Source organism: Streptomyces sp. bgisy159 (assembly GCF_057707805.1).
In genome coordinates this window covers 115335-139457 of record NZ_JBYIQX010000004.1, presented here as the reverse complement: position 1 = coordinate 139457, position 24123 = coordinate 115335, and the positions used below count along the sequence as shown (strand labels likewise).

The 24123-nt window shown below is 71.9% G+C and carries 17 protein-coding genes and 1 tRNA gene; 3 read left to right on the top strand and 15 right to left on the bottom strand.

Annotated elements, in window-relative coordinates:
- Nucleotides 1-52: 52 nt before the first annotated feature.
- A complete protein-coding gene (locus AC3ET3_RS06230; RefSeq protein WP_435610790.1) occupies nucleotides 53-292 on the bottom strand; it encodes an integrase in 240 nt (79 codons plus the stop codon).
- 115 nt (nucleotides 293-407) lie between these two features.
- Between AC3ET3_RS06230 and AC3ET3_RS06225 the strand changes: the two genes are divergently transcribed.
- Both AC3ET3_RS06225 and AC3ET3_RS06220 read left to right on the top strand, forming a co-directional pair.
- Nucleotides 408-1124, top strand: coding sequence for a hypothetical protein (locus tag AC3ET3_RS06225; RefSeq protein ID WP_435611760.1), 717 nt, complete (start codon nucleotides 408-410; stop codon nucleotides 1122-1124).
- A complete protein-coding gene (locus tag AC3ET3_RS06220) occupies nucleotides 1125-2747 on the top strand; it encodes a tyrosine-type recombinase/integrase (protein ID WP_435611759.1) in 1623 nt (540 codons plus the stop codon).
- A gap of 40 nt (nucleotides 2748-2787) precedes the next feature.
- Here the strand turns inward: AC3ET3_RS06220 and AC3ET3_RS06215 are convergent.
- From AC3ET3_RS06215 to bldG, 11 genes are all read right to left on the bottom strand, one after another.
- Nucleotides 2788-2864 (bottom strand) — tRNA-Thr (locus AC3ET3_RS06215).
- Nucleotides 2865-2974: 110 nt separating this feature from the next.
- On the bottom strand, nucleotides 2975-4600 hold the full coding sequence (locus tag AC3ET3_RS06210) for an alpha/beta hydrolase (RefSeq protein WP_435611758.1): 1626 nt from the start codon (nucleotides 4598-4600) through the stop codon (nucleotides 2975-2977).
- A 98-nt stretch (nucleotides 4601-4698) separates the two neighbouring features.
- Complete coding sequence (locus AC3ET3_RS06205) at nucleotides 4699-5934, bottom strand: DNA polymerase III subunit delta' (protein ID WP_435611757.1); 1236 nt, start codon at nucleotides 5932-5934, stop codon at nucleotides 4699-4701.
- A gap of 379 nt (nucleotides 5935-6313) precedes the next feature.
- Complete coding sequence (tmk, locus tag AC3ET3_RS06200; protein WP_435611756.1) at nucleotides 6314-9661, bottom strand: dTMP kinase; 3348 nt, start codon at nucleotides 9659-9661, stop codon at nucleotides 6314-6316.
- A 128-nt stretch (nucleotides 9662-9789) separates the two neighbouring features.
- The gene (gene topA / locus AC3ET3_RS06195) at nucleotides 9790-12720 is read right to left on the bottom strand and encodes a type I DNA topoisomerase (protein WP_435611755.1); all 2931 of its coding nucleotides are present in this window, start codon (nucleotides 12718-12720) and stop codon (nucleotides 9790-9792) included.
- A gap of 263 nt (nucleotides 12721-12983) precedes the next feature.
- Nucleotides 12984-13181 (bottom strand): hypothetical protein, encoded by a 198-nt coding sequence (locus AC3ET3_RS06190; protein ID WP_432135188.1) that lies wholly within the window; start codon nucleotides 13179-13181, stop codon nucleotides 12984-12986.
- Nucleotides 13182-14142: 961 nt separating this feature from the next.
- Nucleotides 14143-15663 (bottom strand): DUF7059 domain-containing protein, encoded by a 1521-nt coding sequence (locus AC3ET3_RS06185; RefSeq protein ID WP_432135187.1) that lies wholly within the window; start codon nucleotides 15661-15663, stop codon nucleotides 14143-14145.
- A gap of 64 nt (nucleotides 15664-15727) precedes the next feature.
- A complete protein-coding gene (locus AC3ET3_RS06180; RefSeq protein ID WP_432135186.1) occupies nucleotides 15728-16339 on the bottom strand; it encodes a small secreted protein in 612 nt (203 codons plus the stop codon).
- 194 nt (nucleotides 16340-16533) lie between these two features.
- Complete coding sequence (locus tag AC3ET3_RS06175) at nucleotides 16534-18942, bottom strand: sodium-translocating pyrophosphatase (RefSeq protein ID WP_432135185.1); 2409 nt, start codon at nucleotides 18940-18942, stop codon at nucleotides 16534-16536.
- 288 nt (nucleotides 18943-19230) lie between these two features.
- A complete protein-coding gene (locus tag AC3ET3_RS06170) occupies nucleotides 19231-19659 on the bottom strand; it encodes an ATP-binding protein (RefSeq protein ID WP_432135184.1) in 429 nt (142 codons plus the stop codon).
- 119 nt (nucleotides 19660-19778) lie between these two features.
- A complete protein-coding gene (gene bldG, locus AC3ET3_RS06165) occupies nucleotides 19779-20120 on the bottom strand; it encodes an anti-sigma factor antagonist BldG (protein ID WP_009189842.1) in 342 nt (113 codons plus the stop codon).
- Nucleotides 20121-20201: 81 nt separating this feature from the next.
- Between bldG and AC3ET3_RS06160 the strand changes: the two genes are divergently transcribed.
- A complete protein-coding gene (locus tag AC3ET3_RS06160) occupies nucleotides 20202-22853 on the top strand; it encodes a DEAD/DEAH box helicase (protein WP_435611754.1) in 2652 nt (883 codons plus the stop codon).
- Here AC3ET3_RS06160 and AC3ET3_RS06155 read toward each other — a convergent pair.
- From AC3ET3_RS06155 to AC3ET3_RS06145, 3 genes are all read right to left on the bottom strand, one after another.
- Nucleotides 22744-23118 (bottom strand): Rv3654c family TadE-like protein, encoded by a 375-nt coding sequence (locus AC3ET3_RS06155; protein ID WP_432135234.1) that lies wholly within the window; start codon nucleotides 23116-23118, stop codon nucleotides 22744-22746. The two genes, AC3ET3_RS06160 and AC3ET3_RS06155, sit on opposite strands and share 110 nt — an antisense overlap.
- Nucleotides 23119-23465: 347 nt before the next feature.
- Nucleotides 23466-23855, bottom strand: coding sequence for a TadE family type IV pilus minor pilin (locus AC3ET3_RS06150; protein ID WP_435611753.1), 390 nt, complete (start codon nucleotides 23853-23855; stop codon nucleotides 23466-23468).
- A complete protein-coding gene (locus AC3ET3_RS06145; RefSeq protein WP_432155954.1) occupies nucleotides 23842-24069 on the bottom strand; it encodes a DUF4244 domain-containing protein in 228 nt (75 codons plus the stop codon). Before AC3ET3_RS06145 ends, AC3ET3_RS06150 begins: the two co-directional genes overlap by 14 nt.
- Between the last annotated feature and the right edge of the window lie 54 nt (nucleotides 24070-24123).

The window sequence follows — 24123 nt, the reverse complement described above, 5'->3', positions numbered from 1 at the left end:
CATGTCTCCGCCCGTCGCGCCCTCAAGGCCCGGCGGGCGGGGGCTTTCCTGCCTAGGCTCCCCCGTCGGCCGGTGCGTCCGCCTCGACGCCGAGGTGCCGGTGCAGGTCATAGCGCGACACCTTGTACGCCCGCCCATGGCGCAGGACCCGCACGGGGTACCGGCCGGTCCGGGCGAGGTGATACCCGGTCGTGCGGCCGAGGTGCAGCGCACGGTTTGCCGTCTCCAGCGGGACGGCGACGGGTAGGTGCATCAGCTCGTCGTGTGTCATCCCCTGCTCTGTAGTCGTCATGGTCTACCCCCTGTGACATCGGTGTGCACTGCGGACCGATGGTGTCGAGCAGTGCCAGACCAGAAACGTACGATTCCGACTGGACCTTTGCAAGCAACATAGCTAGCTTTGCAATATGCACAGTCACCAGACAGCGGGCGACATCGTCGCCGCACAGATCCGCCGGCACCGCGAACGCCTCGGCATGAACCGAAACGACCTCGCCGCCGAGTGCGCCCGCCTCGGGCGCCCCGACATCACGTACGCCGTGATCGTCAGCATCGAGACCGGCCGATCAGGCGCCGAGGGCAAGAAACGCCGTCCGGTGACCGTCGACGACCTGCTCGTGCTCGGCCTCGCCCTCGCCACTCCCCCTCTGCTCTTGCTGCTCCCCCTCGGGAGCGAAGAGACCGTGCCCACCGTCCCGGCCGCCGATCCGCGCGACCCCTACACGGTGTGGCAGTGGATGACCGGCGAGACGACACCGACACTCGACGGACCCCTCGACGGGCGGTACGTCACCGACTCCCGGCGGATCGCCGGAACGGGCCAGACATGGGCCGCAGCGTGGGCTACAGCGGCGTATCCGGCCTCGCTGTACCCCGAGTTCGAGCGACGCCTCGCGATCGTCCGCAGGGCCTATCTCCGCACCGAGGCCAACCAAGCGAGGGGAGGTGATCCCGACGCCGAGACCGACTTTGTGCACCGCCTCGAAGAACTCGCACGCCACATCGACGACATGGTGCGCGCAGGGCTCAAGGTCCCCGCCCTACCGCACCACCTGATCGAGGACATGCGGGGGCTCGACATGCTCGACGCCCCCAACTCAGTCACACCCGAGGAGAACGACTAGATGAACGGAACGATCACCAAGCGCTGCGGATGCCGCGACCCGCAGACCGACAAGCAGCTCGGCGCAGCGTGCAAGAAGCTGACCCAGCGAACACACGGCGTGTGGAGCCTGGTTCAGGAACTGCCGCCCCGCGAGGACGGCACCCGGCGCCGCTTCCGGCGCAGCGGGTACAAGACCAAGACGGACGCGCAGACCGACATCACCGCGCTTGCCGCGCTGCTCGACATCGCCGACAAGAAGTCGGACCCCGACGGCCGCCGCCGCCTCGCCGACCTGCTCGAAACCGTGTCCGCGAGCGGCGAGGACATCCCCGATTACGACGAGACGAAGCGCCGTTTCGCGACCGGGCAGTCTCTGACTCAGCACATGACGGTCGCCGAGTGGCTCGACGTGTGGCTCGCCGGAAAGAAGGCACTCCGCAAGAGCGGAGAAACCCGGTACGAGGTCGACATCAGGTGCCACCTGAAACCCCGGATCGGGCACATCCGCCTCGACCGCCTCACGGTGCAGCACCTCGACGAGATGTTCGCCGGCATCGCCGAGACCAACGCCGACATTCACGAAGCGAACGTGCAGCGCCGCGCCGCGCTCGACGAGCTGAAAACGATCCCGTGGAAGGGGATCGAGAACCGAGGCCGAAGGAAGTTCCTCAAGGACGCCATAGACGCGATGCCGCCGTTCCGCCGCATCACCGGACCGTCGACTCAGAAGCACGTCCGCGACACGCTGCGGGCCGCGCTGAACACCGCCATCGCGCGCGGGGCGATCACCTTCAACCCCGCCTCATACGTCGAGCTCACTCCGGCCAAGCGGCCCAAAGCGATGGTCTGGACGCCCGAGCGGGTCGAGGCATGGGTGCGGACCGGCGAGCGGCCCTCGGCGGTCATGGTGTGGACCCCGGAGCAGGCCGGGCAGTTCCTCGACTACCTCGCCGAGACGAAACACCGACTGCTGCCGCTGTTCCACCTGATCACGTTCCGGGGTCTGCGCCGCGGCGAGGCGTGCGGCGTCCGGTGGGCCGACTACTCGGCACCGAGTCGCACGATGACGGTTGCCACTCAACTCGTACAGGATGGATGGGAGGTCATAGAGAGCCTGCCCAAGACCGACAGCGGCGAGCGCGTGTTCTCGATCGACGAGTACACCGCCGAGGTGCTCGACGCGCACCGGACCAAGCAGGCCGCCGAGCGTTGCCAGTGGGGGCGCGCGTGGATCGAGTCGGGCCGGATGTTCACCCAAGAGGACGGCGACCGGATTCACCCCGGGTGGCTGACCGATCAGTTCGAGCGGCTCGTCGACCTCTCCGGACTGCCGCCGATCCGGCTGCACGACCTGCGGCACGTCGCCGCCTCGCTCATGCTCGCCGCCGGCGTCGACGTCAAGATCGTGTCCGAGACCCTCGGTCACAGTGACAGCCGGATCACGCGAGACATCTATCAGTCGGTCATGCCCAAGGCCGCCGCCGAGGCCGCCGAGGCAACCGCCGCCATGGTCCCGCGCGGTAGCGCTCGCCTGCCCCAGCAGCGGGCGGTCGAGCAGGCGAACGAGCAGGATGGCCTCACGTCGGCCTCACATGAGGGCGCGAAGATCATCGCGTTCCGACCCCGCGCGGCCAGTGCATAAGAAAAAGCCCTGGTCACGGGCTAGGTGACCAGGACTTCTCTGGAGCCGCCTTCGGGATTCGAACCCGAGACCTACGCATTACGAGTGCGTTGCTCTGGCCATCTGAGCTAAGGCGGCGCGCCGTGCGCACCATGGTGCGATCAGCAACGTCGGTAAGTCTACACAGTTTCCCGGAGTGGTCCGACCACCCCCGGACGGAGGACTTCCGGGGGGCGGCCGGGCCCGGGTCAGCGGCAGCGTTTGCCGTCGGCCGGGGGCGTGCCGCGCAGCAGGTAGGTGTTGATCGCGGTGTCGATGCAGGCGCTGCCCCGGCCGTAGGCAGTGTGGCCGTCGCCCTCGTAGGTGAGGAGGCGGCCGGAGGAGAGCTGGCCGGCCAGGGACTGGGCCCAGCGGTACGGGGTCGCCGGGTCGCGGGTGGTGCCGACCACCAGGATGGGGGCTGCGCCCTTCGCCTCGATGCGGTGCGGCTCACCGGTCGCGGCGACCGGCCAGTACGCGCAGTTCAGGGCGGACCAGGCCAGGCCGCCGCCGAAGACCGGGGACGCCTTGGTGAAGGCCGGTAGGGCTCGGCGCACCTCGTCCGGGGTCTCGAAGGCCGGGGGGAGGTCGAGGCAGTTCACGGCCGCGTTGGCGGACATCAGGTTGGCGTAGTCGCCGCCGGCGTCCCGCTCGTAGTAGCTGTCCGAGAGCATCAGCAGGCCGGCGCCGTCGTTCTCGTCCATCGCCGACGTCAGCGCCTCGCGCAGCTGCTCCCACGCGCTCTCGTCGTACATCGCCGCGATCACACCGGTCGTCGCCAGGGACTCGCCGAGGGTGCGGCCGTCGGGGTCGCCGGTGGGAATGGGCCGGGCGTCCAGGCGGTCGAAGAAGGCGCGCAGGTTCCGGCCGACCTGGTCTGGTGTCGTGCCCTGGCCGCCGAGCGGGCAGTCGGGCTGTCGTACGCAGTCCCGCGCGAACGACCGGAACGCCGTCTCGAAGCCCTGCGTCTGGTCGAGGTTCAGCCGGCGCGCGGGCAGCGACGGGTCCATCGCGCCGTCCAGCACCAGGCGGCCCACGCGGTCCGGGAACAGACCGGCGTACGTCGCCCCGAGGAACGTCCCGTACGACGCGCCCACGTAGTGCAGCTTCTCGTCGCCCAGCACCGCCCGCAGGAGGTCCATGTCGCGGGCCGCCTCCACCGTGGACACATGGCGCAGCAGCTTCGGCGCGTCGGCGCCGCAGCCCTCCGCGAACTCCTTGTACGCCTCGACCAGCCGCGTCGTCTCCCGGTCGTCGTCGGGCGTGACGTCGGTCTGCGTGTACGTGTCCATCTCACGCCCGTCCAGGCACTCCACGGGCTCGCTGCGGGCCACGCCCCGTGGGTCCACTGCGACCATGTCGTAGCGGGCGCGGACCTCGGCCGGGTAGCCGATGCCGGCGTACTGCTGGAGGTACCCGATGGCGGAGCCGCCGGGCCCGCCGGGGTTGACGAGCAGGGAGCCGATGCGCCTGCCCGGGCCGGTCGCCTTCCTGCGGGCCACGGCGAGCCGTACGTCGCCCGCGCCCGGCTTCTTGTAGTCCAGCGGCGCCTTCAGCGTGGCGCACTCGAAGCCGGGCACTCCGCAGCCGCGCCAGCCGAGCCGCTGGGTGTAGTACGGCGAGAGGGCCGAGGGGGTGGCCTCCGGCAGGGGAGCCAGCGCGGCGTGGGCCGCCTGCGCCGCGGTGGACGCGTCGGACGGCCCCGAGCCGGCCGAGCCGCCCGCCGAGCCGGCGGAACAGGCGGAGGCGAGCAGGGCGGCCACGGCCAGGAAGGTGAGGCCTGGGCGGGGAAGGCCGACGAGGGCTTTGCGGTGGGGGGAACGCCTGGCATGCATCGAACGAGCGTAACGCTGTGCGGTCAGGTGGATGCGGTGCGTGCGGTAACCGCCACGGACGAGTGAACGCCGGGGCGGTCAGCCCGGACCGGCCGCTCTCAGCCGGATCTCAGTGCCATCGTCATCGCCTCCACGGCCAGCAGCGGTGCCACATTGCGGTCGAGGGCCCCGCGGCACGCGGCGACCGCCTCGATGCGGCGCAGAGTGGCCTCGGGGGTGCCCTCGCGGGCCAGCCGCTGCAGGGCGTCCTCGGCGTCCTCGTTGGCCAGGGCGATCCGCGAGCCGAGCTGGAGGGCGAGGACATCGCGGTAGAAGGCGGTGAGGTCGGTGAGCGCGAGGTCGAGGCTGTCGCGCTGGGTGCGGGTACGGCGCCGCTTCTGCTTGTCCTCCAGGTCCTTCATCACGCCAGCCGTGCCGCGCGGCATCCGTCCGCCCTGCGCCGCGCCCAGCGCCGCCTTCAGCTCCTCGGTCTCCTTGGCGTCGACCTCCTCTGCGAGCACCTTGGCGTCCTCGGCGGCTGCGTCGACTAGTTCCTGCGCCGCCCTCAGCGCGCCGCCGATGTCCGACACCCGTAGCGGCAGCTTCAGTACGGCGGCCCGGCGCTCTCGCGCGGCCGGGTCGGTGGCCAGGCGGCGGGCGCGGTCGACATGGCCCTGCGTGGCCCGGGCGGCGGCCGAGGCGACGTCCGGTTCGACGCCCTCGCGCCGGACCAGCATGTCGGCGACGGCGGCGACGGACGGCGTGCGCAGGTTCAGGTGGCGGCAGCGGGAGCGGATGGTGGGCAGGACGTCCTCCAGGGACGGTGCGCACAGCAGCCAGACCGTCCGGGGGGCGGGCTCCTCGACCGCCTTGAGGACCGCGTTGGCCGACTTCTCGTTCAGCCGCTCGGCGTCCTCGACGAGGATGATCTGCCAGCGGCCGTTCGCCGGTGAGGTGTAGGACTTGCGGACGGTGTCGCGCATGTCCTCGGCGAGGATCTGGGTGCCGACGGCGGCGACGGTGGTGACGTCGGCGTGGGTGCCGACGAGGGCCGTGTGGCAGCCGTCGCAGAAGCCGCAGCCCGGGGCTCCGCCGAGCGCGCGGTCGGGGCTGACGCACTGCAGGGCGGCTGCGAAGGCCCGTGCGGCCTGGGTGCGGCCGGCGCCCGGGGGGCCGGTGAACAGCCATGCGTGGGTCATCTTCGACGCCGAAGCGGCCGGCTCCGGAGCGGCCGTCCTCGGAGCGGGGGTGTCGGGTGAGGCGGCCGCGGTGACGAGCGTGTCGGCGTCGCGGGCGGCCGCGGCCAGTTGCTCGGACAGCTTCTCCTGTCCGACGAGGTCGTCCCACACGGTCATGGGTCAGGCCGCCCTTTCGTCACGTTTCGTGTTGCCGGTTCCATTGTGCGGGTCGGCACTGACAGCGGGGCGTGACGGACGTCCGCCGGCCCCGGGCGACATCCGCCGGCCCCAGCGGCATCCGCCGGCCCCAGCGGCATCCGCCGGCCCCAGGCGACGTCCGTCCTGGGGCGTCCGCCGAGGCCGGGCGACACCCGGCACCGGGGCACATCCGCCGCCGGGCGCGAGTACGGCACCGGTGCGCCTCCTGACCCGTCGCCCGCGCAGCTCCCCGCACCCCTGCCGCGCCCGCGCAGCCTCGGCGGGTGCGGCGGCGGGCGCCGCATCGGCAGCGGAGGGGACCTTCAGCGGCGAGGGGAGACCCCAACGGCAGCGGCCGTCAGCGGCGACGGCCCCAACCCCGGTCGTCGCCTCCGTCGCCGTTCCCGTGGTCGTGGCCGTTGCCGTAACCGTCGTCCTCGCCGCGTGGGCCGAGCAGTTCGTCCGCCAGGGAGGGCAGGTCGTCGAGGGGAGTCTCCTCGGCCCAGTCCGGGCGGGCGCGCCGGCGGGGTGTGCCGTCCTCGTCGAGCTGGGGCAGCTCACGGGTGCGGTCGTCGGTGCCGGAGGCGGCCTCCTCGCGGAAGAAGCCCGAGGGGACCCGGTCCGCGGGTGAGTCGCCGCGCACCGGCGGCAGGACGGCCGTCTCGTCGGCGTCGCGGACGGGAGGCAGCACCGCCGTCTCGTCGGCGTCACGGACCGGCGGAAGCACCGCCGTCTCGTCGGCGGCCCCCGTCGGCGGCGACGGCGGCTGCGGCAGTTCGGCGGTCACCTCGGCGTCGGCATCGGACGCCGACCGCGACGGGGTCGACGACCGCGACCCGCGCGTCGACGCCCCTTCCGCCTCCGAGCCCACCGAATCCGTGCCGGCACCGTCCTCGTCCAGGCGATCCTTGTCCTGGCGATCCCTGTCCAAGCGGTCCTGGCCCGAGGGCTCCTGGTCCGCCGGATCCTTGTCCATCCGCACCTTGGGCAGGGTGACGGTCTCCTCCGCGGGCCGCTCCGGCTTGACCACGGGCGTCGGCACGGTCGCCGCGTCCGGCCGGACCGCCGGACCGGTCGGGACCTTCGGGCCCGCCTGGGCGGCCGCGGCCGCCGCTTCGGCCGCCCGCCGGGCCTCCTCGGCCCGCAGCAGCGCCTCCTCGGCCTTGCGCTGCTTCTCCAGCCGCAGCGCCTCGGCCTCGGCGCGCAGCCGGGCCTCCTCCTCGGCCTGCCTGCGCCGCCGTTCCTCCTCCGCCTTGCGGCGGGCCTCCTCCTCGGCGCGGGCCTTCTCCTCGGCAAGGAGCCGGGCGCGCTCCTCCTCGGCGCGACGGCGTGCCTCCTCGGCGCGCTGACGGGCCTCCTCGGCCTGACGCTCCGCCTCGCGCCGCTGTGCCTCCTCCAGCTCGCGCCGCTTGCGCTCCTCCTCCTCGGCGCGCAGCTTGGCGAGCTGCTCCTGGCGCTCACGCTCCAGGCGCTCCTCCTCGGCCTTGCGCCGGGCCTCTTCCTCGGCCTTGCGGCGTGCTTCCTCCTCGGCCTTGCGGCGAGCCTCCTCGCGGGCTTTCACCTCGGCCTCGGAGAGCGGCAGCATGCGGTCCAGCCGGTGCCGGATCACGGTCGTCACCGCCTCCGGCTCCTGACCGGCGTCCACCACCAGGTAGCGGCCGGGGTCGCCGGCGGCCAGCGTCAGGAACCCGGACCGCACGCGCGCGTGGAACTCCGCGGGCTCCGACTCCAGCCGGTCAGGCGCCTCGGTGAACCGCTCGCGGGCGGTCTCGGGGGCCACGTCCAGCAGCACCGTCAGGTGCGGCACCAGCCCGTCGGTCGCCCAGCGGGAGATCCGTGCGATCTCGACCGGTGAGAGATCGCGTCCCGCTCCCTGGTACGCCACCGAGGAGTCGATGTACCGGTCGGAGATCACCACGGCACCGCGCTCCAGGGCGGGCCGTACGACGGTGTCGACGTGCTCGGCGCGGTCCGCCGCGTACAGCAGGGCCTCGGCCCGGTGGGACAGCCCGGCCGACGACACGTCGAGAAGGATCGAGCGCAGCCGCTTGCCGACGGGCGTGGCCCCCGGCTCGCGGGTGAGGACGACCTCGTGGCCCTTGGCCCGGATCCACTCGGCGAGCGCCTCGGCCTGGGTGGACTTGCCTGCGCCGTCACCGCCTTCCAGGGCGATGAAGAAGCCGCTCGTCGCGGGCGCCTGCGCGGGGTCGTCACCGCGGAGCACCGCGTCCCGCAGATCCTTGCCCAGCGGCACCCCGGAGCGGTCGTCGATCTTGGCGAGCACCAGTACGGCCACCGGCAGCAGCAGCGCGCCGACCAGCATCAGGGTGAACGCGGCACCGCCGTGGGCGAAGACGAACTTGCCGTTCTCCAGCCGGTGCGGCCCGATCAGCGCGGCCACCAGCGGGGCGATCACCGCGCCGAGCGCCACCACGACCCGGACGACGGCGTGCAGGTGCTCGGTGGTGCGCGCCCGGCGGTGGTCCTCGATCTCCTGGTCGAGCAGGGCGTGCCCGGTGTTGGCGGAGACCCCCGCGCCGACACCCGCCAGGGCGACGATCAGCAGCACGGTGGCGACGTCCGGGACCAGCCCGGCGGCGAGCAGCGCGACTCCGGTGAAGGCGATCGCCAGGGCGAGCAGGCGGCGCCGGGACAGGGCGGGCAGCAGGGCGGGGGCCGTGCGGATGCCGACGACGACGCCGCCGGTCAGGCCGAGCACCAGCAGCCCGTAGAGCACGGGGCCGCCACCGAGGTCGGCGGCGTGCAGCACGGCCACACCGACGGCGGCGGAGATCGCCCCGGCGACGGCGGCGCAGGCGAGCACCAGCAGCGGGACGGCGCCGGTGCGGCCGCGGTCGACGCCCGCGGCGGTCCGTGGCCTGCGCAGGCCCTCCAGCGGGGACCGAGCGCGCGGGGTGCGCGCGTCGGGCAGTTCCAGCAGGACCACGACGGACAGGGAGGCGGCGAACAGTCCGGCCGCCACGTACGAGGAGAGCGCCGCCTGGTGCTGGGCGAACCAGTCGATGCCCGCGCCCAGCAGGTTGTTGAGCAGCCCGGCGGTGACCAGTGCGGCGGCGCCGAGCGGGATCGCCAGGAAGGTGGTGCGCAACGCCAGGCGGCGCAGGGCGTCCAGGTGGTCGGGCAGCGGTCGTACGGCCGCGCCCTCGGGCGGCGGACCGGGCAGCAGGGCGGGGGCGGCGCTCTCCCGCGCTATCGTCCACAGCCGTTCGGCGAACCCGGTCACGAACACGGTGACCAGGAGCAGCAGCAGGGCGTTGTCCGGCGTCCAGTCGATCCACAGGGGGGCGACGATCAGCAGGGCGGCCCGCACTCCGTCGGCGCCGACCATGGTCCAGCGCCGGTCGAGGGGACCGTCCTTGGCGGTGAGCGTGGTCAGCGGTCCGAGGAGGACCGCGCCGAAGAGCAGGGTGGCCAGGACGCGCACCGCGAAGACGATCGCCACTGCGAACGCCACGCCCCGATAGCCGCCCCCGAGGGAGCCTTCGGCGACGGCCGCCTGGAGGGCGAGCAGGACGAACACCAGCAGTGCGAGGGTGTCGCCCACACCTCCCACCAGTTGGGCGCTCCACAGCCGTTTCAACTGCGGCTGGCGCAGCAGCGCGCGGACGGCACGCTCGCGTGAGTCGGCGACCAGGGTCTCGTCCGGTACCGGAGTAGGGGCCGTTGGCTGCTCGGCTGGGGTCATGCGTTCAGCCTATCGGCAGCGACTGACACGCCGCCGCGTCCGTCCCGGACACAGGGGCGCCCCGGCACCGGTGCGGCGCCGGGGCGTTCGCTGTGCGAACCGGCGGGCCGAGTGGACCCGCCGTGTACTCACTCCACCGACGAACCCGACGAACTCGATGAACCTGACGAACCCGACGGCGTCGCGGACGCCGCCGACTTCGCGGCCGTCTTCTTGGCCACGGTCGTCTTGGTGGCGGTCTTCTTCGCCGCGGTCGTCTTCTTCGCGGTCGTCGTCTTGGCGGCGGTCTTCTTCGCGGCCGTCTTCTTGGCCGGGGCGGCCTTCTTGGCGGTCGTCTTCTTCGCGGCGGTCTTCTTCGCCGTCTTCTTGGCCGGTCCCTTGGCCCGCTTCTCGGCGAGCAGCTCGAACCCGCGCTCCGGGGTGATCTCCTCGACGCTGTCGCCGGAGCGCAGGGTCGCGTTGGTCTCCCCGTCGGTGACGTACGGGCCGAACCGGCCGTCCTTGACGACGACCGGCTTCCCGCTGACCGGGTCCTCGCCGAGTTCCTTCAGCGGCGGCTTGGCGGCCGCGCGGCCACGCTGCTTGGGCTGGGCGTAGATCGCCTGCGCCTCCTCCAGCGTGATCGTGAAGATCTGGTCCTCGGCCTGCAGGGACCGGGAGTCGGTGCCCTTCTTCAGATACGGCCCGTAGCGGCCGTTCTGCGCGGTGATCTCCTGGCCGTCCGCGTCGGTGCCGACGACGCGGGGCAGCGACATCAGGCGCAGCGCGTCGTCGAGGGTCACCGTGTCCAGGGACATCGACTTGAACAGGGAGGCGGTGCGCGGCTTGACGGCGTTCTTGCCGGTCTTCGGGGTGCCTTCGGGGAGCACCTCGGTGACGTACGGCCCGTAGCGGCCGGCCTTGGCGACGATCTGGTGGCCGGTCGCCGGGTCGGTGCCCAGCTCGAAGTCGCCGCTGGGCTTGGCCAGCAGCTCCTCCGCCAGCTCGACGGACAGCTCGTCGGGGGCGAGGTCCTCGGGGATGTCGGCGCGCTGGTGGTTCTCCGCGTCCTTCTCACCGCGCTCGATGTAGGGGCCATAGCGGCCGACGCGGAGCACGATGTCGTTGCCGACCGGGAACGTGGACACCTCTCGGGCGTCGATCGCGCCCAGGTCGGTGACCAGTTCCTTGAGGCCGCCGAGGTGGTCCCCGTCGCCGTTGCCGGCGTCGGCCGCGCCACCGTTGCCGGTGCCCTCCCCGAAGTAGAAACGCTTCAGCCACGGCACGGCCTTGGCCTCGCCGCGCGCGATGGCGTCGAGGTCGTCCTCCATCTTGGCGGTGAAGTCGTAGTCGACGAGCCGCCCGAAGTGCTTCTCCAGGAGGTTCACGACGGCGAAGGACAGGAAGGAGGGCACCAGGGCCGTGCCCTTCTTGAAGACGTAGCCGCGGTCGAGGATCGTGCCGATGATCGACGCGTACGTCGACGGGCGGCCGATCTCGCGCTCCTCCAGCTCCTTGACCAGCGATGCCTCGGTGTACCGGGCGGGCGGCTTGGTCGCGTGGCCGTCGGCGGTGATCTCCTCGGCGGTCAGCGCGTCGCCCTCGGCGACCTGCGGCAGCCGGCGCTCACGGTCGTCCAGTTCGGCGTTCGGGTCGTCGGCACCCTCGACGTAGGCCTTGAGGAAGCCGTGGAAGGTGATCGTCTTTCCGGACGCGCTGAACTCGGCGTCCCGGCCGTCCGCCGCGCTGCCGCCGATCTTCACCGTCACGCTATTGCCGGTCGCGTCCTTCATCTGGGAGGCGACGGTCCGCTTCCAGATGAGCTCGTAGAGCCGGAACTGGTCGCCGGTCAGGCCGGTCTCGGCGGGCGTGCGGAAACGGTCGCCCGAGGGGCGGATCGCCTCGTGCGCCTCCTGGGCGTTCTTGACCTTCCCGGCGTAGGTGCGCGGCTGCGCCGGCAGGTAGTCGGCCCCGTACAGCTGCGTGACCTGGGCGCGGGCGGCGGCCACGGCCGTCTCGCTCAGGGTGGTGGAGTCCGTACGCATGTACGTGATGTAGCCGTTCTCGTACAGCTTCTGGGCGATCTGCATCGTCGCCTTCGCGCCGAAGCCGAGCTTGCGGCTGGCCTCCTGCTGCAGCGTCGTCGTACGGAACGGGGCGTAGGGCGAGCGGCGGTAGGGCTTGGACTCGACGGACCGCACGGAGAAGCGGGTGTTCTCCAGGGCGGCGACCAGGGCGCGGGCGGTCGCCTCGTCGAGGTGGAGGGTGTTCGCGCTCTTGAGTTGTCCGCGGGAGTCGAAGTCGCGGCCCTGCGCGATCCGCCTGCCGTCGACGGTCTGCAGGCGGGCGACCAGCGACGACGGGTCCGACGAGTCACCGGCGCGGCCGGATGGGGGTCCCCCCGCCGGAGCGAAGTCGGAGGTGGAAAAGGTGCCCGTCAGGTCCCAGTACTCGGCAGAACGAAAAGCGATGCGCTCGCGTTCCCGCTCCACGACGAGCCGGGTGGCGACGGACTGCACGCGGCCGGCGGACAGCCGGGGCATGACCTTCTTCCACAGGACCGGCGAGACCTCGTAGCCGTAGAGGCGGTCGAGGATGCGGCGGGTCTCCTGGGCGTCGACCAGCTTCTGGTTGAGCTGGCGCGGGTTGGCCACGGCGGCCTGGATCGCGGACTTGGTGATCTCGTGGAAGACCATCCGCTTGACCGGAACCTTGGGCTTGAGCACCTCCTGGAGGTGCCAGGCGATGGCCTCGCCCTCCCGGTCCTCATCGGTGGCGAGGTAGAGCTCGTCGGACTCCTTCAGCAGGTCCTTGAGCTTCTTGACCTGGGCCTTCTTGTCGGCGTTGACGACATAGATCGGCTCGAAGTCGTGTTCGACGTCCACGCCGAGGCGGCGGACCTCGCCGGTGTACTTCTCGGGCACCTCCGCGGCGCCGTTGGGGAGGTCGCGGATGTGCCCGACGCTCGCCTCGACGACGTATCCGGGGCCGAGATAGCCCTTGATCGTCTTCGCCTTGGCAGGCGACTCGACGATGACGAGTCGGCGGCCGCCCTTCGCGGTCTCGCTGGTCGGGGACAACTTCGCTCTTCTCTCCGGTCGACGCGGGGGTCTCTCTCCCCAGGCGGGGGTGGCTCGTGGTGACGCTGCGGAGTGTGACGGTACATCCCGCCCCCGTGTCAAACGGGAAAAGCCCGCAACGGCCACTCGAACGGTAACCCGACTACCGCCATTCCTGCCGCCCGGAGTACCGACCGACGCTTTTCCGCCCGACCGGAGTGCACCCTCTCAATTGTCCGCGCCGACACCCGCGCGGGGCACCGCCGAGCGGCCCGGGCTGATCCTCAGAGCCCGGAAAGGCACCATGCGCCGACCGCCAGCGCGCTGAGCGCGGCCAACGCCGCGCAGGCCGACGAGACCGCCGGGGACACGCCGTGGGCCACGGGTTCCCGCCGCCGGACGCGCACTGCCGTCCACACCAGCAAGGCGCCCCCGAACAGGGAGAACACCCCTCCCGCGAAGATCGCCGGTCCGCTCTCCATGGCCGTGTCCGCCCCCTGTTCCCGCGTCGCCGCACATGCTCAGCCCCGGGGAGACTGACACGCGCGGACGGCCTCCGGGCGAACCCCGGGTGAACGCCGGGCCACCGCCGCCGCACAGCGCGCGCCCGGCGCCTGGTGACCGGATTCACGGCGGTGATTTCCCGGCCGTGCCCGCGCGCCGGCCGGCGCCGAGACCGGCCGGAATGCGTCGCCGTTCGATACCGGCGCGTCCGGGGCGATCTTCAGGCGGTCGTCCGCATCGGAAATCCGAGCGAATTCGATCATTCGCCAGGTGTCCGGTCTCACATCCGGGCGGCGACCGCGCCCCGTACGTCCCCGCCTGCTCACCTCGAGCTTCGCCCGGCGCCGGCTGCCGTGGTCGCACCCGGTCAGCAGCACGGCGGGCACCAGGCAGCCGGTGCCGGCACGCCGCGGCCGATCCGGTGGCGGGTGACGCCCCTCGCCACGCTCCCCGCCTCAGCGAACACGGAATCCTCGGCGAACCGCCGAGCCGCCGCATGACCGGCCACGGGGCGGTGCGGGGCGTGCGCCCCCAGTAGGCGGCGCAGGTGGCCGCGAGCGCCGCACGGACGGCCTGCGGACCCGTCGGGTGCGGCCGCGTGAGCGGGTCGTCGGCCGTCCCGGGGCAGTACTCGGCGACCCGATCGGTTCGGGAAGCATGAAGTCGGGGAAGCCGTGCCGCGAGCTGTTCGGGAGGGCTCGCAGCGGGGCGGTCCCGTCGTCCCCGTCGATCACCTCGCGCGCGTGGTCCACCCGCTACTGGTACGGCCAGGAGGGACCGCGGCGCGGCCGGGCGAGGCGCAGGCTGCGGAAGGCGTCCCACAGCGGGCCGGCGGCGCCGGGCACCGCCCCCGGGAACGCCTAGGGCCCGTTGCGAAAGTCGCGTCGTCCGCCCGAAGGGCGGGACTTTCGCAAAAGGCCCTAGTCCCGGTCGACGCGGTCACGCCGGATCCAGGAAGCCCTGCTCCACCAGGAGGCGGATCTGGGCCGGCGTACGATCCCGCAGCAGCACCGGGTCCTCGTCCATCAGCTGGGCGATGGCGTCCAGGATGCGGCCGGCGCTGAGCGTGCCGTCGCACACGCCCGCGAACCCGGCGCCGACGGTGTCGACTCTGGTGGCCCGGCGCATCCCGCGGTGCTGGCGCAGCACCACGTGCTCCGGGTCCTCGGCGCCGGGCAGCCCGACCTGTTCCTGCACGACCTCGCCGGCCAGCCGGAAGTGCCCTTCGAGCAGGGCGGCGTCGTCGTGCGCCCGCAGATAGTCGAGCCGCTCGAAGTGCGCCCGCACGGTGTCGCCGAGCGGCTGCTCGACCGAGTGCGGCCACTCCTCGACGGTGATCACGGGCTCGGCCGACGTACGGCGCAGCGTGATCCAGCCGAAGCCGACCGCCTTCACCTTGCGCGCCTCGAACTCGTCCAGCCAGGCGTCGTAGCGCGCCTGGTACTCGGCCCGGTCCCGCAGGTGGTCCCCGGCGTCCCTGAGCCACAGTTCGGCGTACTGCGTGATGTCCTGCACCTCGCGCTGCACGATCCACGCGTCGCAGCCGCTCGGCACCCATGATCTGAGCCGGTCCTGCCAGTCCTCCCCTTCGACGTGCTGCCAGTTGGCGAGGAACTGCGCGAACCCGCCCTCGTTCAGCCGCTCCCCCGCTCCCTGAACGAGCGAGCGGCACAGATCGTCCCCGCCCATCCCGCCGTCCCGGTACGTCAGCCGCGCGCCCGGCGAGATCACGAAGGGCGGGTTGGAGACGATCAGGTCGTAGGTCTCGCCGTTCTTGAGCGGTTCGAACAGCGAGCCCTCGCGCAGGTCCGCGGCCGGCGCGCCCGACAGGGCGAGGGTGAGCGCGGCGATGTGCAGCGCGCGCGGGTTGAGGTCGGTCGCCGTCACGCGCGTGGCGTGCCGGGACGCGTGCAGGGCCTGGATCCCGGATCCGGTGCCCAGGTCGAGCGCGGAGTCGACGGGCGTACGGACGGTGATCCCGGCGAGCGTGGTGGAGGCGCCGCCGACGCCCAGCACCACGGCTGTGCCTGCCTGTCGGCCGCCGATGCCACCGGCGCCGCCGACCGCGCAGCCCAGGTCCGACACGATGAACCAGTCCTCGCCGTCGAGTCCGCCGTACGGCCGTACGTCGACCGTGGCGGCCACTTCGTCGGCGCCGACGGGCACCAGCCAGCCGCTGTCCAGGCACGCGGCGAGGGGCAGCACGTCCGCCACGCGCGCGCGTGGCGCGGGCTGCTGGAGCAGGAACAGCCGGACGAGCGTCTCCAGCGGTGTGTCCCCGCGGGTCGCCCGCAGCGCGGGAACGGTCTCGCTGCGCGCCAGCGCCGCGTACGCGGGCGCGCCGAGCAGGTCGAGCAGTCCGTCGGCGGTGAAGGAGGCGGCGAGCAGGGCCTCGCGCAGTCGCGCGGCGGCCTCGGGGTGTTCGGTCGAGGGCAGGGGGGACGGGGTGGTGTCACTCACGCGCCCATTCTCTCCCGTGGCGGCCCCGCTCCGCCGCAGCGCGGGACGAGAAGGACCGGCCGGGTCAGCTCCGCGTCGACCCGGCGGTCGGCGAAGCCGTGCGGGACGCCTTCTGGCAGCTGTCCTGACGGGCGACGGCCGCCTTCACGTCACCCTCCTCCAGGTTGCGCAGGGCGGCGTTGCCGGACTTGCTGAGGTTGCCGAGCCGGGTGCCGAGCTTCTTCAGCTCGCCGGCGAAGGTCCCCTGGTTCTTGGTGTCGAAGGAGTCGATCTCCTTCTTCAGACCGGCGTAGGAGGTGGACAGGTCGGTGAGCGCCTTGACGGCGTCCTCCTGCTTCTTCTTGCCGTCCTCGACACCGGGGGGCGGCCCGGCCCGGCGTACGGCGTCGGCGAGCGCCTTGTAGGCGTCGGACATGTCCTGGAAGGCCTGGGAGTCGGTCTTCTGGACCTCGGCGGGCGCGCTGTCCTGGTCGGCGACCTTGGTGATCGCCGCGCTCGCCGAGGTGACCTTCGCCTTCTGCGCGGGCAGGACGTCGCAGATCTGCTTGGCCCAGGCGTCCAGTTCCTTGTCGTTGCCGTCGTCGCCGCTGGTGCATCCCGACAGCGCCAGTACCAGTACCGCACCGCCGGACAGCGCGGCCGCGAGCTTCTTGTTCACCGGTTTGGTCCCTTCCATGGCTCTCGGCCCCGGAACATACACGGCGAACGGGTGACAACTCGAAGACGAACGACCGATATGCGTCGCATAAGAACCATTTGCACCATGCGAGAGAAGGCTCACGGCCGAGTCCGCGGGCACGCCGAGGCGGGCGGGTGACGCGGGAACTCGCGTCACCCGCCCGCCTTTTGACCGGCCTGGCGCGGACAGACCTACGAAACCACGGCGTGCCCCGCCGACTTGGCGGACCCCGCGGTGTCCTCGCCCTCGTCCCCCATGGCGATGCCGCGCCGCTTGGAGACGTACACCGCCCCGACGATCACCAGGAGCGCGAGGACCGCGATCATCACCCGTACGCCGATGCTCTTGTCCTCGCCGTAGGAGAACTTGATGACCGCGGGCGCGATCAGCAGCGACACCAGGTTCATGACCTTCAGCAGCGGGTTAATGGCGGGACCGGCGGTGTCCTTGAAGGGGTCGCCCACCGTGTCGCCGATGACCGTGGCCGCGTGTGCCTCGCTGCCCTTGCCGCCGTGGTGGCCGTCCTCGACGAGCTTCTTGGCGTTGTCCCAGGCGCCACCGGAGTTGGCCAGGAACACCGCCATCAGGGTGCCCGCGCCGATCGCGCCCGCCAGGTACGCGCCGAGCGCGCCCACACCGAGGGTGAAGCCGACGAAGATCGGCGCCATCACGGCGAGCAGCCCGGGCGTGGCGAGCTCGCGCAGGGCGTCCCTGGTGCAGATGTCGACGACTTTGCCGTACTCCGGCTGCTCGCTGTAGTCCATGATCCCGGGACGCTCCCGGAACTGCCGGCGCACCTCGAACACCACCGAGCCCGCCGACCGCGACACCGCGTTGATCGCCAGCCCCGAGAAGAGGAAGACGACCGCCGCGCCCGCGATCAGGCCGACCAGGTTGTTGGGCTGCGAGATGTCCATCATCAGGCTCATGGGCGCGCCGTCCCCGCTGAGCTGCTCGCCGACGTCCCGGGCGCCGGTGGTGATGGCGTCGCGGTACGAGCCGAAGAGCGCCGACGCCGCGAGGACGGCCGTGGCGATGGCGATGCCCTTGGTGATGGCCTTGGTGGTGTTGCCGACGGCGTCCAGGTTGGTGAGCACCTGAGCGCCCGCGCCCTGGACGTCCCCGGACATCTCGGCGATGCCCTGGGCGTTGTCGGAGACCGGCCCGAAGGTGTCCATCGCGACGATCACGCCGACCGTGGTGAGCAGGCCGGTGCCGGCCAGCGCCACCGCGAACAGCGCCAGCATGATCGACGTACCGCCGAGCAGGAAGGCGCCGTAGACGCCGAGGCCGATCAGCAGGGCGGTGTAGACGGCCGATTCCAGGCCGACCGAGATGCCGGCCAGGACGACGGTGGCGGGGCCGGTCAGCGACGTCTTGCCGATGTCCCGCACCGGCCGGCGGTTGGTCTCGGTGAAGTACCCGGTCAGCTGCTGGATGACGGCTGCCAGCAGGATGCCGATCGCGACCGCGACCAGCGCCAGGACGCGCGGGTCGCCGCTCTTGCCGCTGATCGCCGTGTCGGTGACGCCGTCCAGGTCGGAGTACTTGCCCGGCAGGTAGACGAACACCGCGACGGCCACCAGGGCCAGTGAGATCACCGCCGAGACGAAGAAGCCGCGGTTGATCGCCGACATGCCGCTGCGGTCGGCGTGTCGCGGGGCGACGGCGAAGATGCCGATCATCGCGGTGATCACTCCGATGGCGGGCACCAGCAGCGGGAAGGCGAGTCCTGCGTCGCCGAAGGCCGCTTTTCCGAGGATCAGTGCGGCCACCAGGGTGACGGCGTACGACTCGAACAGGTCGGCCGCCATACCCGCGCAGTCGCCGACGTTGTCGCCCACGTTGTCGGCGATGGTCGCGGCATTGCGCGGATCGTCCTCCGGAATGCCCTGCTCGACCTTGCCGACCAGGTCGGCGCCGACGTCGGCGGCCTTGGTGAAGATGCCGCCGCCGACCCGCATGAACATCGCGATCAGCGCGGCCCCGAGGCCGAATCCCTCCAGCACCTTGGGCGCGTCGGCCGCGTAGACGAGCACCACGCAGGTGGCGCCCAGCAGACCGAGCCCGACCGTGAACATCCCGACGACGCCACCCGTGCGAAAAGCGATCTTCATCGCTTTGTGCGACACGGCGGTGAGATCCTTTTCCGGCTCACCCGGCGCGGGAGTGGCTTCCCGGGCCGCCGCGGCGACCCGCACATTACTGCGGACCGCGAGCCACATGCCGATATAGCCGGTGGCGGCGGAGAACGCGGCGCCGATCAAGAAGAACACCGACCGGCCGATCCGCTGATTCCAGTCGTCCGCGGGAAGCAGCATGAGCAGGAAGAACACCACCACGGCGAATACGCCGAGCGTCCGCAGTTGCCGGGCGAGATAGGCGTTGGCGCCTTCCTGGACGGCGGCCGCGATCTTCTTCATGCTGTCGGTGCCCTCGCCGGCCGCGAGCACCTGCCGCAGCAGCACCCCGGCGACCACCAGCGCGGCCAGGGCCACGAGCCCGATGACCATCACGAGGATGCGGTTGTCGTCGGTGAGCACCGCGGCTGCGAACGTAGTGGAGTGGTCCAACCGATGAGGGGTAGAAAGCCCCGCCATTCGTCCTCCTTGACGCTTGGGCTGAGCTCAAGATGTGGACGGATTGTAGGTACCGGAACCTGATCAAAACAGTGCGCGGCAAACGGAATTCGCCTTCGCATTGATTTTCGCGCCGGGTAATGCTCCAAAGGCGTTGATCGTGAATTCCTTCACGAAATTCCAGACCAAGATTCAGTTCGTCCATGATTCACTGACGGAACCACTGTAAGCACGATCGCCCAGGTGCGCACACGCCAAAGGGCCCCACGAGTGGGGCCCTTCAGGTCCGGATGCCGGCTCGGGAACCGGTCAGGAAAGCGTCACCGGGCTCGGAGCGGTCGGCCACGTCATGCGGATGAGGCCGCCGTGCTCCCCGGTGGTGACGTGCACGTCGTCGACGAGGCCGCTGATGACCGCGAGGCCCATCTCGTCCTCCTCGACCTCCGTGTCGGGGTCGGGACCGCCGGAGGCCCGGCCGGGCACCGCGTGCGGCGCCTCGTCGCCCACCTCGATGGAGAACTGCTTCTCGTCCTCTATCAGCGCCACCTTCACGGGCGCGGTGACCCCGCTGCTCTGGTGCAGGCCCACGGCGCGCGAGCAGGCCTCGCCCACGGCGAGTCTGACCTCGTCCAGGACGGCCTCGTCCACCCCGGCCCTGCGCGCCACCGCCGCCGCCACCAGACGGGCGGTCCTGACGTGCTCGGGCAGCGCGCTGAAGCGGAGCTCAACGGTGGCCATGCATCCCCCTCGCGACTACGGGCGTGCTGTCGGAGGGCCGGGCCGCCCAGGGCGCGGCCCCCCGGTCGTTCAACTGTGCCGTCCAGGGCGCGCAGGATTCACGCGCCCGGGACGGCGGGTCAGTCGGTGGCCGCCACCGCTTCGTCGACCGAGGTGTGGATCGGGAACACCTTGGTCAGACCGGTGATACGGAAGATCTTCAGAATGCGCTCCTGGTTGCAGACCAGGCGCAGCGAGCCCTCATGGGCACGCACCCGCTTCAGGCCGCCGACCAGCACGCCGAGCCCGGTGGAGTCGAGGAAGTCCACGCCCTCCATATCGACGACGAGGTGAAAATTCCCGTCGTTCACCAGCTCGACCAGCTGCTCGCGCAGCTTGGGCGCGGTATATACGTCGATTTCGCCACCGACCTCGACGACCGTACGATCGCCGACGGTACGGGTCGACAGGGACAGGTCCACGGATCCTCCAGCACCTTGCTATCGAGCGGTCGCCCCTCGGGACACCTGGGCTTGCAGCCCCCGGACGGTTCGCCAGCCGCGATGGCATTCAATCACTTACCGGCAGGCGTGCACGACGCCTTGACCCCATTGTCCGTCACGCCAGTGACACACTCGATGCCAATGGCCAAGAATCACCGACCCGATCGACCCTCGGCGGACCTCGCGCACCACCCGTCTCCGGGCACTGTCCTGGGCCGGCTCGCCTCCGGGCCGAGTCGGGCGTCGCGCATCACTCATACGGAGCACCTGCCCCCGCGAGCGGGCCGCCATGCCGTCTGGCCTGACCGGATTCGCTCGGAAGTGATCGCGGCGGTCCGGACGGCCGGTATCGAGCACCCGTGGGCACATCAGGCCCTGGCCGCCGAGCACGCCCTGGACGGTGACTCGGTGGTCGTCGCCACCGGCACGGCCTCCGGCAAGTCGCTGGCCTACCTGGTCCCGGTACTGTCCCGGCTCCTGGACGGCGCCGAGGCCCCGAACGGCCGCGGCGCCACCGCCCTCTACCTGGCCCCCACCAAGGCGCTCGCCGCCGACCAGCACCGCTCGGTGCGGGACCTCGCCCATCCCCTGGGCACTGCGGTACGCCCGGCCGTGTACGACGGCGATACTCCGTTCGAGGAACGGGAGTGGATCCGTCAGTACGCGAACTACGTCCTGACCAACCCGGACATGCTGCACCGGGGGATCCTGCCGTCCCACCCCCGCTGGTCCTCCTTCCTCAAGGCGCTGAAGTACGTCGTGATCGACGAGTGCCACACCTACCGGGGCGTCTTCGGCTCGCACGTCGCCCAGGTGCTGCGCCGACTGCGCCGCCTGTGCGCGCGCTACGGCGCGTCGCCGGTGTTCCTGCTGGCCTCGGCGACGGCCGCCGAGCCCGCGGTCGCCGCCCGTCGGCTGACCGGTGTGCCGGTCGTGGAGGTCGCCGATGACGCCTCCCCACGCGGCGAACTGGTGTTCGCCCTCTGGGAGCCCCCGCTCACCGAGATGCAGGGCGAGAAGGGCGCCCCCGTCCGCCGCACCGCCACCGCCGAGACCGCCGACCTGCTCACCGACCTCGCCGTGCAGGGCGTGCGCACCGTCGCCTTCGTACGGTCCCGGCGCGGTGCCGAGCTGATCTCGGTGATCGCCCAGGAACGGCTGACCGAGGTCGACCGCTCCCTGGCCCGGCGTGTCGCGGCTTACCGGGGCGGCTACCTTCCCGAGGAACGTCGCGCTCTCGAACAGGCGCTCCAGTCCGGCGAGCTGCTCGGCCTCGCCGCGACCACGGCGCTGGAACTCGGCATCGACGTCTCCGGTCTGGACGCCGTCCTGATCGCCGGCTACCCGGGCACCCGGGCGTCCCTGTGGCAGCAGGCCGGCCGCGCGGGACGCTCCGGCCAGGGCGCGCTGGCGGTACTCGTCGCCCGCGACGATCCGCTGGACACTTTCCTCGTCCACCACCCGGAGGCACTGTTCGACCAGCCGGTGGAGTCGACGGTCCTCGACCCCGACAATCCGTACGTCCTCGCCCCGCACCTGTGTGCCGCGGCGGCGGAACTCCCCCTCACCGAGGACGACTTCCCACTCTTCGGCCCCACGGTCGAGGAACTGCTCCCCCAGCTGGAGGTGGCCAGGCTGCTGCGCCGCCGTACCAAGGCCTGGCACTGGACGCGCCGCGAACGGGCCGCCGACCTCACCGACATCCGGGGCGAGGGCGGCCGGCCGGTTCAGATCGTCGAGACCGGCACCGGCCGGCTCCTCGGCACGGTCGACGCGGGCGCCGCCCACACGACGGTCCACGAGGGCGCCGTCCACCTCCACCAGGGCCGCACCTATCTGGTGCGCTCCCTGGACCTCGACGACTCGGTCGCCCTCGTGGAGGAGGCCGCCCCGCCGTACTCGACGGTAGCCCGCGACACCACCTCCATCTCCGTCCTGGAGACGGACGTCGAAGTTCCGTGGGGCCGGGGCCGCCTGTGTTACGGCTCGGTCGAAGTCACCAACCAGGTCGTCTCCTTCCTGCGTCGCCGGCTCATCACGGGCGAGGTCCTCGGTGAGTCGAAGCTCGACCTCCCTCCTCGTACGCTGCGCACCCGCGCGGTGTGGTGGACGGTCACCGAGGACCAGCTCGACGCGGCCCGCGTCAATCCGGAAATCCTCGGCGGCGCCCTGCATGCCGCCGAACACGCGTCGATCGGCATGCTGCCCCTCTTCGCGACCTGCGACCGCTGGGACATCGGCGGCGTGTCCGTGCCGCTGCATCCCGACACGCTCCTGCCCACCGTCTTCGTCTACGACGGCCACCCCGGTGGTGCGGGCTTCGCGGAACGCGCCTTCCACACCGCCCGCGCCTGGCTCACGGCCACCCGACAGGCCATCGCCTCCTGCGAGTGCGACGCCGGCTGTCCCTCCTGCATCCAGTCACCCAAGTGCGGCAACGGCAACGACCCGCTGCACAAGAGAGGCGCGGTACGGCTGCTCACGGAACTGCTGCGGGGGGCACCCGCTGAGGGAGCGGACGACGCGGGAGGTCGTCGGGCTGGGGGAGTCCCGGACGCAGGTGAGGAGGCGTCCGAGGCTCGGGAGCCTGAGCCTTCTGCGGCTACAGAGGCTGTGGAGGCTGAGGAGACCCGCCGAGGTCTACGAGGCCATGAGGCTGAACCCGAGGCCCTGCGGCCGGTAGGTGAGCCGGAGGGCCCGCCCGCGCCCTGACCTCCGCCGTGAAGAGGCCCCTGCCCGACACCGCCGTCACATCCGACACCTCACCGGCGACCGAGCACCGCACGAGCCGCGCCCTTTGCGCCCGGGCCGCCTCTTCCGCGCGGGCGCAGGCCACCGCCTCGCCTTCCGCCCAGTGGTCCGCCGCGGCCAGCGCCGCCAGATCCGCTCCGCCGGCGGCCCGATGCCGGACCACCACGGCCTGCCCCAGGGCGAGGACCACCCCGAACACCACGCAGAGCACCCCGATCACGGCCAGGCTCCAGACGGTGGCCGAGCCCCCGTCCCCGGCCGCGCGTGCGCCGACCGGGCGGGCGGGGAGCGTGCGCGCCGCACCCGTGCTCGTCCCAGCGCCGCGGTCTCGCGCCCCAGCGCACCGGGCAGCACGCGCGCCCACCCCGGACGAACAGACGTCGGCTGCCGCGCCCGCACGCCCTGCGGTCGGCCTGCGCCTCGCCCCCCGTTCCGGCCCCCACCTTGTTCCCCCCGCCCCCACGAGAGGGGCTCTCCGGTTGAGCCCGGCCCCGGCCCGGGGCGGATCGTGCCGGGGTTCGGCCCCGCCCCAGGACGCCCCGTGCCTGGGATCGCCCCCCGCACACTCCCCCGTCACGGCCCCACCTCCGACCCCTCGACCACCACCACGGCCTCCTCCCTGACCTCGAACGGCAACACCCCCAGCGAGGTGGGCTTGGCCACGACCACCACGCGCACCCGATCTCCCTCACGTCGGACCGTCACCCGCGCGCCCCGGGGCGCGGCTTCACGAGCGAGCCGGACCACCGCGTCGGGCGGATCCTGTCGGGCCGCCGACCGGGCGCCGGTCCTGGCGGCATCCACGCACTGGATCTGGGCGGCGACCATGAGCAGTCCCCACACCAGGGCCAGGGCGAACGCCACCAGCACCGGCAGCACCACCGCCGACTCCGCCGTCACGAACCCCTGGTCCGAGCCGCCCCGCCGCCGCGGCCGACCGCGCCCCAGCTCACGTGCCCGCACTGAGCGCTCGCTTCACCGTCTCCTGCAGCAGTTCGGCGATCGCCGGGCTGGTCACCACCTTGTAGAGCAGCACCGCGAACGCCACCGCGGCGACGATCCCCATCGCGTACTCGGAGGTGACCATCCCCGCGTCCCTCCGTGCCCCCGGCCGTCCCCACACCGCGCGCACCAGGGCACGCATCCGCGCCCGCACCCCGCATACCGTCTTGTACATCGCAACCTCCTCAGGTTTTCGCTCTTGCCGATTCCACTGGTCCGTACCGCTGTT

What these genes read in the sequence shown, in the direction of transcription:
- AC3ET3_RS06190 (WP_432135188.1), bottom strand. Translation starts at nt 13,181, where the DNA reads ATGGAGAGCGGACCGGCGATCTTCGCGGGAGGGGTGTTCTCCCTGTTC.
- AC3ET3_RS06225 (WP_435611760.1), top strand. Translation starts at nt 408, where the DNA reads ATGCACAGTCACCAGACAGCGGGCGACATCGTCGCCGCACAGATCCGC.
- AC3ET3_RS06210 (WP_435611758.1), bottom strand. Translation starts at nt 4,600, where the DNA reads ATGCATGCCAGGCGTTCCCCCCACCGCAAAGCCCTCGTCGGCCTTCCC.
- AC3ET3_RS06170 (WP_432135184.1), bottom strand. Translation starts at nt 19,659, where the DNA reads ATGGCCACCGTTGAGCTCCGCTTCAGCGCGCTGCCCGAGCACGTCAGG.
- AC3ET3_RS06205 (WP_435611757.1), bottom strand. Translation starts at nt 5,934, where the DNA reads ATGACCGTGTGGGACGACCTCGTCGGACAGGAGAAGCTGTCCGAGCAA.
- AC3ET3_RS06180 (WP_432135186.1), bottom strand. Translation starts at nt 16,339, where the DNA reads ATGGAAGGGACCAAACCGGTGAACAAGAAGCTCGCGGCCGCGCTGTCC.
- tmk (WP_435611756.1), bottom strand. Translation starts at nt 9,661, where the DNA reads ATGACCCCAGCCGAGCAGCCAACGGCCCCTACTCCGGTACCGGACGAG.
- AC3ET3_RS06160 (WP_435611754.1), top strand. Translation starts at nt 20,202, where the DNA reads ATGGCATTCAATCACTTACCGGCAGGCGTGCACGACGCCTTGACCCCA.
- AC3ET3_RS06220 (WP_435611759.1), top strand. Translation starts at nt 1,125, where the DNA reads ATGAACGGAACGATCACCAAGCGCTGCGGATGCCGCGACCCGCAGACC.
- AC3ET3_RS06145 (WP_432155954.1), bottom strand. Translation starts at nt 24,069, where the DNA reads ATGTACAAGACGGTATGCGGGGTGCGGGCGCGGATGCGTGCCCTGGTG.
- AC3ET3_RS06175 (WP_432135185.1), bottom strand. Translation starts at nt 18,942, where the DNA reads ATGGCGGGGCTTTCTACCCCTCATCGGTTGGACCACTCCACTACGTTC.
- AC3ET3_RS06230 (WP_435610790.1), bottom strand. Translation starts at nt 292, where the DNA reads ATGACGACTACAGAGCAGGGGATGACACACGACGAGCTGATGCACCTA.